Here is a 12,219-nt window from a genome sequence, read left to right as displayed (position 1 = left end):
ACGCGAACTCCCAGAGGAGGCCCTGCCATGGCGCAGCATGTCGCCCAGCCGACAACCACCACCCCTGTCATACCGGCCAAGCTGCCGCTCAAGGACATCGCCCCCTGGGCGGTCTTCTTCGGCATTCTGATGCTGGTCCTGCTCTACTTCGTCGGCGCTGAGCAAGGCGCCACCTCCGTCGTCTCCGGCGAGGAAGTCCACGAGTGGGTGCACGACGCCCGCCATCTCCTCGGCTTCCCCTGCCACTGACGAAGGACGCCGCTCACCCCATGAACTCCGCAACAGTAAGAAACCTTCTCGTGCGGGGCATGCTCGCCGGCCTCGGCGCCGGCGTGCTCGCCCTGATCGTCGCCTACTTCCTCGGTGAACCGAGCGTCGACAGCGCGATCAGCTTCGAGGAGGCCCATGCCTCGGGCCACGAGCACGAGGTCGAACTCGTCTCCCGCAGCCTTCAGTCCACCGCCGGGCTCGCCACCGGTGTCCTGATCTACGGGGTCGCCTTCGGTGGCATCGCCGCCCTCGCCTTCTGCTTCGCGCTCGGCCGCGTGGGCCGCTTCAGCGCGCGGGCGACGGCGCTGCTCCTGTCGGGGACCGCGCTGCTCGCGGTGTACGTCGTGCCGTTCCTCAAGTACCCCGCCAACCCGCCCGCGGTCGGCAACGGCGACACCATCGGCAAGCGGACCACCCTGTACCTGCTGATGATGGTGCTCAGCGTGCTCCTCGCCATCGCCGCGACCATCCTGGGCAAGCGGCTCGCCCCGAAGGTGGGCACCTGGTACGCCACCGTGTCGGCGCTGGCCGCCTTCGCTGTCGCGATCGGACTGGCGTACGCGTTCCTGCCCGTCATCCAAGAGGTGCCGGCCGACTTCCCGGCCACCGTGCTGTGGCGCTTCCGCGTCTCGGCGCTGGCCATACAGATCACCCTGTGGGGCGGCTTCGGCCTGGTGTTCGGTGAACTGGCCGAGCGGTTGCTCCATCCCAAACCTGCGACAGCCGCAGCGGGACGACCGGTCGCAGCCCCCAACTGACACGACCCGCCACACGAGTCAGGGCCCACGGAACCATCCGGGGCCCTCTCGCGTTTCCGGCCATCGACGCCATCGACGCCATCGACGCCATCGACGCCATCGGGGTGGTTCAGGAGCTTTCGCCGCCGAACGTCCGGAGAATGCGTTCGGCGGCGAGCGTGGCCGTCAACTCGCCGTCCCTGACCTGCCGTTCGAGATCGGGCGTCAAGGCCCGTACGGCCGGATCGGCGTGCAGACGGCCGAGGAGTTCGTCGCGGACCATCGTCCAGGTCCAGTCGACCTGCTGGTCACGGCGTTTGGCGGCGAGCCGGCCGGACGAGTCGAGCAGCGTGCGGTGCTGTTCGAGGCGGTCCCAGACGGTGTCCAGGCCGGCCGATTCGCGGGCGCTGCAGCTCAGGACGGGCGGTGTCCAGGCCGCGTCCCTGCCGTGCATGAGCCGGAGCGCGCCAGCCAACTCCCGTGCGGCTGCCTGCGCGTCGCGTTCGTGCGGGCCGTCCGCCTTGTTGACGGCGATCACGTCGGCCAGTTCCAGGACGCCCTTCTTGATGCCCTGGAGCTGGTCGCCGGTTCGGGCGAGTGTCAGGAGGAGGAAGGAGTCGACCATGTTCGCGACGGCCGTCTCGGACTGACCGACGCCGACCGTCTCCACCAGCACCACGTCGTAGCCCGCGGCTTCCATCACCACGATCGACTCGCGTGTCGCCTTGGCGACCCCACCCAGGGTGCCGGCGGTGGGGGAGGGCCGGATGAAGGCCGCCGGGTCGACGGCCAGGCGTTCCATCCTCGTCTTGTCGCCCAGGATCGAACCGCCCGTACGGCTGGAGGACGGGTCCACGGCCAGCACCGCCACCCGGTGGCCGAGCGCGGTGAGCATCGTGCCGAAGGCGTCGATGAACGTCGACTTGCCCACGCCCGGTACGCCGCTGACGCCGATCCGCCGTGCCCGGCCGCTGTGCGGGAGCAGCTCGGTCAGCAACTCCTGGGCGAGCGCCCGGTGCTGGGGCCGGGTGGACTCGACGAGGGTGACGGCGCGCGCGACGAGCGCGCGCTTCCCGTCGAGTACGCCCTTGACGTAGGTGTCGAGCTCGATCACAGGTCGTGCCCGAGATCGGCCGAGAGCCGCTGGACGAGGTCGTGGGCCGCGTCCGGGATCACCGTCCCGGGCGGGAACACGGCGGCCGCCCCCATCTCCAGCAGAGTCGGCACGTCCTGCGGAGGGATCACCCCGCCCACGACGATCATGATGTCCTCGCGGCCCTCCGCCGCCAGCTCCTCCCGCAGCGCCGGTACGAGGGTGAGATGGCCGGCGGCCAGCGAGGACACCCCGACGATGTGTACGTCCGCCTCGACGGCCTGGCGGGCCACCTCGCCCGGGGTCTGGAACAGCGGGCCGACGTCCACGTCGAAGCCGAGGTCGGCGAAGGCGGTGGCGATCACCTTCTGGCCGCGGTCGTGACCGTCCTGGCCCATCTTGGCGACCAGAATGCGAGGGCGGCGCCCCTCGGCCTCTCCGAAGGCGTCCACGAGCGCGCGCGTGCGGTCCACGGACGGGGACTCGCCGGCTTCGTTGCGGTACACACCGGAGATCGTACGGATCTGGCCCGCGTGCCGCCCGTACACCTTCTCCAGGGCGTCGGAGATCTCCCCGACGGTGGCCATGGCGCGTGCCGCGTTCACCGCCAGCTCCAGCAGGTTGCCCTCGCCCCCGGCCGCCCGCGTCAAGGCGTCCAGCGAGTCCTGGCAGACCCGCTCATCGCGCTCGGCCCGCAGCCGCCGCAACTTCTCGATCTGCTGGGTCCGTACGGAGGAGTTGTCGACCTTGAGGACATCGATCTTCTCGTCCGTCTCCACCCGGTACTTGTTGACGCCGATGACCGGCTGGCGCCCCGAGTCGATCCGGGCCTGGGTGCGGGCCGCGGCCTCCTCGATGCGCAGCTTGGGGATGCCCGCGTCGATGGCCTTGGCCATGCCGCCGGCCGCCTCGACCTCCTCGATGTGCTGCCAGGCGCGGCGGGCGAGGTCATACGTCAGCTTCTCCACGTACGCGCTGCCGCCCCACGGGTCGATCACCCGGGTCGTGCCCGACTCCTGCTGGATCAGCAGCTGCGTGTTGCGGGCGATGCGCGCCGAGAAGTCGGTGGGCAGGGCGAGTGCCTCGTCCAGGGCGTTGGTGTGCAGCGACTGGGTGTGGCCCTGGGTGGCCGCCATCGCCTCCACACACGTCCGCGTGACGTTGTTGAACACGTCCTGCGCCGTCAGCGACCAGCCCGAGGTCTGCGAATGGGTGCGCAGGGAAAGGGACTTGGCGTTCTGCGGGTCGAACTGCTTCACCAGCTTGGCCCACAGCAGGCGCGCCGCACGCATCTTGGCGATCTCCATGAAGAAGTTCATGCCGATCGCCCAGAAGAAGGAGAGCCGGGGCGCGAACGCGTCCACATCCAGCCCCGCTTCGCGCCCCGCCCGGATGTACTCCACACCGTCCGCGAGCGTGTACGCCAGCTCCAGGTCGGCCGTCGCGCCCGCCTCCTGGATGTGATAGCCCGAGATCGAGATGGAGTTGTAGCGCGGCATCCGCTGAGACGTGAAGGCGAAGATGTCGGAGATGATCCGCATCGACGGCTTCGGCGGATAGATATAGGTGTTGCGGACCATGAACTCTTTGAGGATGTCGTTCTGGATGGTCCCGGCCAACTTCTCGGGCGGCACGCCCTGTTCCTCGGCCGCCACGATGTAGAGGGCGAGTACGGGAAGCACGGCGCCGTTCATCGTCATCGACACGGTCATCTTGTCCAGCGGGATGCCGTCGAAGAGCTGCCGCATGTCGTAGATGGAGTCGATGGCCACGCCCGCCATGCCGACGTCGCCGGTCACGCGCGGGTGGTCGCTGTCGTAGCCGCGGTGGGTGGGCAGGTCGAAGGCGACCGACAGGCCCTTCTGGCCCGCCGCCAGGTTGCGCCGATAGAAGGCGTTGGACTCCTCGGCCGTCGAGAACCCCGCGTACTGGCGGATCGTCCAGGGCTGGTTGACGTACATCGTCGGGTAGGGCCCGCGCAGATACGGGGCCATGCCCGGATAGGTGTCCAGGAAGTCCAGGCCCTCCAGGTCGGCGCCGGTGTACAGCGGCTTGACCGCGATGCCCTCCGGAGTCTCCCAGAACGCCTCGTCCCCACCGAGCGCCTTGCGCCACTCGTCCGCGCTGCCGTCAGCGGTGGGCGTCCCCAGTTCGATTCCGGAGAAGTCGGGGATTCCCATCAGGACACTCCCATGCGGTCGAGGGTGGCGGAGAGCACGGCGACGGCGTCGCAGCCCGCGAAGACGTACGCGTCGACATCGGTGTACTCCCCAGGACAGCCGGCCAGGAACACCTGCCGGGCGCCCGCGGCCCTGAGGGCCTGGGCCGTGCTCCCGGCCCTCTCCTCGTAGAGCGCGTCGCTGGAGCACAGACAGGCCTCGGTGGCGCCGCTGTCCTCGAAGGCGCCCTCCGAGACGGACTCGATGCCGCCGGCCTGGAACAGGTTGGCGGCGAAGGTCGTCCGGGCGGTGTGGGCCGCGGCGGGCCCGATGGTCGCCAGGTACACCCGCGGCCGTGTTCCGGTGGCGGCGAGGTGGGCGTCGGAGCGGGCGCGCAGGGCCTCGTACGCCTCGTCGCGCCGCACTCGCGGGAGTCCGCCGGACTGCCGCTCGGGGGCGGGCTCGCGCTCCACCAGGCGCTCGGCGAGATTCGGGAACTCGCTGACGCCGGTGATGGGTTCGCGCCGCTTGGCCAGCTTCGCGCTGCGCGCCTCCCAGGTGTTCGCGAGATCCTGACCGAGACGGCCCGAGCGCAGGGCGCTCGCCTGGCCGCCCGTGCGCTCGATCCACTGGAAGAACTCCCAGCCCGCGTGGGCGAGTTCGTCCGTCAGCCGCTCCACGTACCAGGAGCCGCCCGCCGGGTCGATCACCCGCGCCAGATGCGACTCCTCGACCAGGATCGTCGAGGTGTTGCGGGCGATGCGGCGCGCGAACGCGTCCGGCAGGCCCAGCGCGTGATCGAAGGGCAGCACGGTGACGGCGTCGGCGCCGCCGACCCCGGCGGCGAGCGTGGCGACGGTCGTGCGCAGCATGTTCACCCACGGGTCGCGGCGCGACATCATCACCGGCGAGGTCACCGCGTGCTGTACCTGCGCGCCCGCGCCCGGCGCCTCGCACACCTCGGCGACCCGGGCCCACAGTCGGCGGGCCGCGCGGAGCTTGGCGATGGTCAGGAACTGGTCGGCGGTGGCCGAGTACCGGAACGCCAGCTGGCCACCGGCCTGTTCGGCGGGCAGTCCCGCCTCGGTCAGTGCCCGCAGATAGGCGACGCCCGTTGCCAGCGAGGCGCCCAGCTCCTGCCCGGCCGAGCCGCCGGCCTCGTGATACGGCAGGGCGTCCACCGTCAGCGCCCGCAGCCCCGGGTACTCCTCGGCGCACAGTCGCGCGAGACCGGCGATCGGCGCGAAGTCCAGCGCCTCGCCCGTACGGGCCTCGTGGCCCAGCGGGTCCGCGCCGAGACTGCCGCGCGCCGCGTCCTTGGCGACGCCTCGCTCCTCGTACAGCCGCAGCAACTCCCGTGCCGCGGACTCGACTTCACGTCCCGCATCGAGGACGACGGGCGCCAGGTCGAGGTAGACGCCGTCGAGTGTTCGGCCGAGGGACGACACGGGGATCCCGCTCTCGCCGACGACCAGCCAGAGCGAGGTGACGCCGTTCTCCAGGTCCGCGAGCACCGCGTCGCTGTCGGCCGATGAGTGCTGTTGCCGTACATCCCAGCCACCGACGGTGCTTCCCTCGGGTCGGCCGCCTCGTACGAAGGGCGCGAACCCGGGAAAGCCGGGATCCGGAGATTCGTCGTGCGCCGTGTACAGGGGCCGGGTGGTGAGTCCGTCCTCCAGCGGGGTGGACAGCGCGGCTTCGGCCGCCGCTCCCGAGACGTCCTTGCCCGACTTGCGCAGCACGCCTTCCACGAGACTCTGCCATTGCTCATGGGACGCGGACGGGAACTCGGCGGCGAGCGATAGCCCGTCGTTGGGCAGGACTGTCATGCTCGGATGCTAGGTCAGATCTCCTGAGAGGGAGCAGAGGCCGAGGCTGTGACCTTGCCCTCGCCCGATCTGTGACCCCGGTCTCATCGATCATGACCGGGGGAGCGTCGGCTGGGCGGTACGGGCGTGTCCGCTCGCCTCAGGTCACGCGGCCGTGCTCCGTAGGTGTGACGGCACGGCCCACCACTGGTCCGGGCGGTCCACCACCACAGCCTCCGGGCCTGTCTCCAGGAACCGGTCGAGGCGCAGGAGGTACGCGGCGATACCCGCCGCCCCCTGCATCCACATCGTGCCGGGGGGCAGCAGGGGAGGGTCCTGGCGGTATTCCACGAAGCGCCAGCGGGCACCCGCCTCGTCCCTGATCGCCCGCTCCACCAAGGCGTCACCCATCCCGCGCGCCGCCTGTGTCAGGGTCTCAGCTCGCGCCGTCCCGTCGCAGTCCTGCGCCGCGTCCAGAAGGACGTCTCCCACGCCTGCCGTTCCGCAGCAGCGGCCGTCGTTGTCCCAGAAGCCGGGACGGAGGCGTTGCGGGATTCCCGAGGTGAGGATCGACGTCATGCAGCGCTGCCGCAGCTCGTCGGCTCCGAAGCCCGCCACCTTGCTCACGCCCGCGTGTGACAGGGCCGAGAACATGTGCGAGGTGCCCGCCGGACCGTGGCACCAGGTGTACGTCACCGGTTCCACCTCCCGCTTGGAGGGCGGGATGGTGTGCGGGACGATGAAACCGCCGTCCTCCAACGAGCCCACGGACAGGACGTGTTGGGCTCCCAGCACGGCGGCTTCGACGAAGTCCTCCCGGCCGAGCGCCGCGCCCGCCATCGCCAGCGCCGCGGCCACCCCGGCGGTGCCGTGCGAGTAGTTCGGCGCCCGCGACTCCGTGCTCGCCCCGATCCCCCAGTCCAGGCCCGCCTCCGTGCGGTGCGCCACCCGCAGCAGGGCCTCGCAGCCCGTCGCCGCGATCCCCTCCGCGAAGTCACCGCCCGCCCAGACCGCGGTCAGCACCACGCCCGCGGTGCCCATGATGATGTCGTTCAAAGGCGCGTCCGAACCCGGTTCGAACTCGAATGTGGTCTTCCAGCCTTCGGGAGTCGCCAGGGCGGAGAGCCGTCGCAGCGCGACCGATTCCCGGCCCGGGTCCAGCAGCTTCAGCGCCAGGACGTCGCCCGCCAGCCCGTCGTACAGCGAAGGTTCCGTCTTGTCCTGCACCCGGGCCGACAGCCTGGCCACGATTCCCGCCGCCAGGCTCCGTTCCCGCTCGCTCAGCTCCCGGTACTGCGCGATCTCAGCCAGCACGGGGGCCAGGCCCGCGATCCCCGAGTACAGAGTGTCGCGGTCCTTCGCCGGCGCCTCGTCCTCGCCATCGTCCGGCACCGTCTCCGGCAGCCACGGCCCCTCGTCGTCCCGCACCTGGTCCAGCACCCACGACCAGGCCGTCTCGCCCAGCTCCCGATACCCGCCGCTCACCGTCACCCCGACACGCTACCGGGCGAGGCTCACCTCACATCCATGGGCCCTGTCTCGTCGTAGAGGCATGAACACGAGAATCCGGTACGCAACCCTCGGCCTGTTGGCCGCGGTCGCCCTGTACACGGGTGTCTGGGCCTACTTCGCGCCGAAGGAGTGGTACGAGAACTTCCCGGGCTTCGGACTGAGCTGGCTGCCTCAGCTGGGCCCCTACAACGAACACCTCGCGAAGGATGCCGGGGCCATGTTCCCGGCCTTGGCCGCCCTGACGGTCATCGCCCTGTGTTCCGTGCGGAACAACCGGCTGGTCCAGACGACCGGCGCGGTGTGGCTGGTCTTCAACGTGCTGCATTTCAGCTATCACGTGCAGCACCTCGACATGTACGAGACACGTGACCAGGTACTCAACGTGGTGTTCCTGGCCGCACTGGTCCTGCTGGCAGCGCTGCTTCTGCTGCCGGGGCGGCCCGCTCGACGGGACGCCACCCGATGACGTACGGCAGCATGAGTGCGAAGGAGAGGCCCGGCATGCGGATCGCAGTGGCAGGCGGGACCGGCCTTGTCGGACGGCTCGTGGTCGAGGAACTGGCCACGGCGGGCCAGGAGCCGGTGGTGCTGGCCCGGTCACGAGGTGTGGACCTCGTCTCGGGCGCGGGACTCGACGCCGCCATGGCGGGCGTGGACGCGGTCGTCGACGTGAGCAACGTGACGACCACGAGCAGCAAGAAGGCCATCTCGTTCTTCGGGAGTGTCAGCCGCAACCTCCTGGACGCCGGAGCGCGGGCCGGGGTACGCCATCACATCGCGCTGTCGATCGTCGGCATCGACCGGGTCGGTCTCGGCTACTACCAGGGGAAACTGCGCCAGGAGGAGGTGGTGACGGGCGGTCCGACGCCGTGGACGGTGCTGCGCGCCACGCAGTTCCACGAGTTCGCGGAGCGGATCCTCGACCGGGTCCCGATACCGCTCGCGATGGTGCCCCGGATGCGGACCCAGCCGGTCGCGGCCCGCGAAGCTGCCCAGCACCTCGTACACCTCGCCGCCGCCCCGGCGCAGGGCATGGCACCCGAGCTCGCCGGACCGCAGGTCGAGCAACTCGTCGACATGGTGCGCCGGTTGCTGCGGGCGCGGAACCAGCACCGCCTGCTGCTGCCGGTCAAGTTGCCCGGCGCCACCGGCGCGGCCATGACGGGCGACGGCCAACTGCCGACCGGGCAGGGCCCGCGAGGCGAACAGACCTTCGACACCTGGCTCGCCCACAACTCGTCGAGGACGACGTCAACGGCACCCCCGGCGTGGATGTCCGCATCGCGGGCAGCACCTTCGCCGTCCTCGCCATGGATGTCCGGGGCGGTCTGATCACCGACCTGTGGCTGGTGGTGAACCCGGACAAGCTGCACGCGTGGACCGGCTACGAGACGCCGTGACGAGCAGAGCGGCGTGGCAGGCGGACCGGCGGACCTTCGGTCGGCGCGTGGGTCGGCTCGGCGTGCGCATCGGCGCGGTGTGCGTCAGGACCACGTCCACACCTGGTTGGTGCTGCCCGCGCATCCCCACGCCTGGACCCGCTGACCGTCCTGCCCGGAGGTGGCGGCCTCGGCGTCGAGGCAGAAGCCGTCCGGAACGCTGACCAGAGTGCTGCCGCCGGACGAGCCGGTGGCGCCGAGCCGCCACCGCTGGGTGCTCTGGCCGTCGCAGTTCCTGGCCTGGACGGTCTTGTCGGTGGCGTCCAGGCAGCGGTGGTTGCCCTGGTTGACGACGATGTACTGGGAGGCCTGTCCGGGCACGCGGTGCAGGGCCCACTTCTGAGTGGCTGTGTCCTTGCACGTCCAGACCTCCGCGTTCAGGCCTCCGGTGGCGACGGCGAGACACCTCGCGACCTGGACGGCGTCGACGCTCTCGGTCACGGTGAGCGCGCCGAACTTGACCGGGCCGCGCGGCTGGCCGTAGAGAAGCGTCTTGGTCTGTGCGTCGACCTTGCCGTTGACGGCTGTCCCGGCCTCGGTCTGGAAGGTCTTCACCGCCGCGAGGGTGTCCTTGCCGAACTGCCCGTCGGCCGTGACGTGCAGGCCGTAGCCGACGAGGAGGAGCTGTAGGGCGCTGACGCAGTCGCCGTGGGCTCCGGAGGCGATCTCGGCGGGGCACGCGTCGGACCGGATGTCGAGTGTCGCCGGATCCCGTGTGGGTGTCGGAGCCGCCGACTTCTCGGCCGCCTGGTCCGCCTGGTCGGTCTGTGAGGGCGAAGCCGTGGGAGCCGTCGGTGAACTGCTCGGTGCCGTGGTCGGCGCTCCGATCGGTGCCGGGGATGTCTGAGCCCAAGGACCGGCCGTTGGCTGGTCGGCGCTGTCTTGCAGCACCGCCACGGTGATGCCTCCGGCGACGACGACTGCCGCCACCACCGCGGCGCCCACTGCCAGTCTTCTGCGATTCCCGGGGGCGGATGCGGCAGGGCTGCCGGGCCGCTCGGCGGGGGCGGGTGCGCGTTTCCGGGTGAACCGGGGTGGGCTGCCTGCCGATGCGGACAGCTGGTGCCCGATGGCGGTCCTGAACACGGTCTCCGGTGTCGGACGACGCTCGGGATCCTTGTCCAGACAGGTACGGACGAACGCGGCGAGTTCCGCGTCGACGGCCATCACCTTGTTGAGGGCTGTCTCCCGAGGCGGTTCGAAGGCCACCCGGTGCAGGACGTCGACGCCCGTACCCTCGCCGAACGGCGCCTGCCCCGCGACCGCGTAGGTGAGGGTGGAGGCCAGCGAGAAGACGTCGGAGGCGGCGGTCACCTCCCTGCCTCTGACCTGTTCCGGGGACATGTAGGCGGGGGTCCCCACGTTCTGGCCCGTGACGGTGATCGTGGTGTCGTCGGTGGCCTGGACGACGCCGAAGTCGATGACGCGGGCACCGTCGGCCCCCAGGATCACGTTGGACGGCTTGAGGTCGCGATGAACGAGCCCCACGCGCCAGATGGCCTCGATCGCACGGCCCACGTCGGCCAGCAGGCGCCATGCCGCTGCCGAGTCGATCGGTCCGCGCTCGCTGACGACTTCGGCGAGAGTGGGTCCGGGTATGTACTCGGTGGCGACCCAGACCAGCTCGTCGTCGCAACCGCTGCCCATCAGCCGCACGATGTGCGCCCCCCGGACCCGGCCCAACGCGCCGACCTCGCGCTCGAATCGCTTCCGGAACAGCGGGTCTTCCGCGTATTCGGGCCGGATCACCTTGACGGCCGCCAGGCCCGACCTGCCCGTGGTCTTCCGGCCCAGATAGACCCGGCCCATGCCGCCGCTGCCGAGCACCGACTCCAACCTGTAGGGGCCCGCCTGCCTCGGATCGCTCTTCCGGAGCGGGACCACGGGTGGCGGTTCCATACCGGCCGCCGCATAGGCCATGGTTTCGGACCGGCTGCGGTCGAGATCTGGCATGGGGTTCCTGGTCTCTAGCGTGGCGCGTGTGAGCGCGAGACTAGCGCAGCACACGTGTGCGAAAGGCGAGTTGGCCCGCTTCCACAGCAAGGGGTTTCTCCACGGCACCGGGCCCGGCCCCGCGCCTGGCCAACGGCTGGTCGAGCGGGGGCCGCGGCTTCCGGGTTCCGGGTCCGTGCGGAACTGGTCGATCAAGGTTCGGGAGATGCCCGCCGGCGCTTCGACGCGTGTGGGGTCGGCGACGCCGCTCTGTCTACAGCAGCCAGTTGCCCTGGGCGGACGCTCGGATCTGCGGCACTTTCTGATGGTCCGCCAGGCCGGCCAGCAGGGCGAGCCCGTGGGCCGAGGGGCTGTCCGGCTCGGCGTGGTAGACGAGCAGCGTCAGGCCGGTGGCGCCGGCGACGGCCAGTTTTTCCAGCCGGAGGTCCAGCGGGCCGAGCTGCGGATGGTCGATCAGGGCCATGCCGCCGGACCGGGGGCGGACGTCGTGGCGTGCCCACAGACGGCGGAACGTCTCGCTGTGTACGGAGAGTTCACCGACGAGGGCTTCCAGCCGTGGATCGTCCGCACCCGTACCGGCGTAGGCGCGCAGCCCGGCGGCCAGGCTCACCGTCAGGTCGTCCCAGTCCCGGTGCAGGTCACGGACGGCCGGGTTGAGGAACGTCTCGCGCAGCAGATTGACGCCCTCGCGGTGGGCCGGGGAGAGGGCCTGGGCCGAAGGGTTGGCCACGCGGACATCGCCGACGGGGCCGATGACGAGCGCGGGTGACATGATCCAGGACGCCAAGAGCTGCCTGATGCCCGGCGGCACCGGCTCCGTACGGAAGGGGCTGCGCCTGCGTGGCGCGTGCGCGGCGAGCCGGTGCAGGTGGGCCGCGGCATCGGCGTCGAGCCGCATCGCACTGGTGAGTGCGTCGACGACCTGGGTCGAGGGGTGCCTGTCCCGGCCCTGTTCGAGCCGGATGTAGTACTCGGTGCTGATTCCGGCCAGCAGTGCCACTTCCGGGCGCCGCAGGCCGGGAACCCGTCTGCGGGACAGGTCGGGCAGCCCGAACTCCGCCGGATGCAGCTGCGCCCGCCGTGCGCGGAGATACTCGCCCAACGGGCCGGGGTCCTGGCCTCCAGAGCCCTGGCTTCCTTCCGAGACATCCATTCCACCAGCGTAGGCAGTCGCCTGCCGGCGTGCGTAGCCCTGTCGCTGCCACCCTTCGGTGAGACACGACACGGCCCTGATTCCTCCGTAGTGTG

General features: G+C 70.7%; 10 protein-coding genes. 4 read left to right on the top strand and 6 right to left on the bottom strand.

What is annotated here, in order from left to right; all coding sequences use genetic code 11:
- Positions 1 to 27: 27 nt before the first annotated feature.
- Together AB0N66_RS10265 and AB0N66_RS10260 are read left to right on the top strand one after the other, a co-directional pair.
- Complete coding sequence (locus tag AB0N66_RS10265; RefSeq protein WP_365431037.1) at positions 28 to 249, top strand: CbtB-domain containing protein; 222 nt, start codon at positions 28 to 30, stop codon at positions 247 to 249.
- Between the two features lie 20 nt (positions 250 to 269).
- A complete protein-coding gene (locus AB0N66_RS10260; protein WP_365431035.1) occupies positions 270 to 1,028 on the top strand; it encodes a CbtA family protein in 759 nt (252 codons plus the stop codon).
- Between the two features lie 109 nt (positions 1,029 to 1,137).
- Here the strand turns inward: AB0N66_RS10260 and meaB are convergent, their stop codons facing one another.
- The 4 genes from meaB to AB0N66_RS10240 form a co-directional block, all read right to left on the bottom strand.
- A complete protein-coding gene (meaB, locus tag AB0N66_RS10255; protein WP_365431033.1) occupies positions 1,138 to 2,121 on the bottom strand; it encodes a methylmalonyl Co-A mutase-associated GTPase MeaB in 984 nt (327 codons plus the stop codon).
- Positions 2,118 to 4,280 carry a methylmalonyl-CoA mutase gene (gene scpA / locus AB0N66_RS10250; protein ID WP_365431031.1) on the bottom strand — a complete coding sequence of 721 codons (2,163 nt, stop codon included), beginning with the start codon at positions 4,278 to 4,280 and terminating at the stop codon, positions 2,118 to 2,120. The genes meaB and scpA overlap by 4 nt, the downstream gene beginning before the upstream one ends.
- On the bottom strand, positions 4,280 to 6,088 hold the full coding sequence (locus AB0N66_RS10245; protein WP_365431029.1) for a methylmalonyl-CoA mutase family protein: 1,809 nt from the start codon (positions 6,086 to 6,088) through the stop codon (positions 4,280 to 4,282). The genes scpA and AB0N66_RS10245 overlap by 1 nt, the downstream gene beginning before the upstream one ends.
- 144 nt (positions 6,089 to 6,232) lie before the next feature.
- Positions 6,233 to 7,558 carry a lanthionine synthetase LanC family protein gene (locus AB0N66_RS10240; RefSeq protein WP_365431027.1) on the bottom strand — a complete coding sequence of 442 codons (1,326 nt, stop codon included), beginning with the start codon at positions 7,556 to 7,558 and terminating at the stop codon, positions 6,233 to 6,235.
- A gap of 61 nt (positions 7,559 to 7,619) precedes the next feature.
- Between AB0N66_RS10240 and AB0N66_RS10235 the strand changes: the two genes are divergently transcribed.
- Together AB0N66_RS10235 and AB0N66_RS10230 are read left to right on the top strand one after the other, a co-directional pair.
- On the top strand, positions 7,620 to 8,045 hold the full coding sequence (locus tag AB0N66_RS10235; RefSeq protein ID WP_365431025.1) for a hypothetical protein: 426 nt from the start codon (positions 7,620 to 7,622) through the stop codon (positions 8,043 to 8,045).
- Positions 8,046 to 8,080: 35 nt separating this feature from the next.
- Positions 8,081 to 8,911: an NAD(P)H-binding protein gene (locus AB0N66_RS10230; RefSeq protein ID WP_365431023.1), complete on the top strand. Its 831-nt coding sequence runs from the start codon at positions 8,081 to 8,083 to the stop codon at positions 8,909 to 8,911.
- 152 nt (positions 8,912 to 9,063) lie between these two features.
- Here the strand turns inward: AB0N66_RS10230 and AB0N66_RS10225 are convergent, their stop codons facing one another.
- The gene (locus AB0N66_RS10225) at positions 9,064 to 10,971 is read right to left on the bottom strand and encodes a protein kinase (protein WP_365431021.1); all 1,908 of its coding nucleotides are present in this window, start codon (positions 10,969 to 10,971) and stop codon (positions 9,064 to 9,066) included.
- Between the two features lie 253 nt (positions 10,972 to 11,224).
- Complete coding sequence (locus AB0N66_RS10220) at positions 11,225 to 12,124, bottom strand: helix-turn-helix transcriptional regulator (RefSeq protein WP_365431019.1); 900 nt, start codon at positions 12,122 to 12,124, stop codon at positions 11,225 to 11,227.
- Positions 12,125 to 12,219: the final 95 nt, after the last annotated feature.

The sequence above is a fragment of the Streptomyces sp. NPDC093544 genome (assembly GCF_040683495.1).
GTDB lineage: Bacteria > Actinomycetota > Actinomycetes > Streptomycetales > Streptomycetaceae > Streptomyces.
Note: the sequence above shows the minus strand (reverse complement) of the source record. Positions and strands in the feature narration are given on the sequence as shown.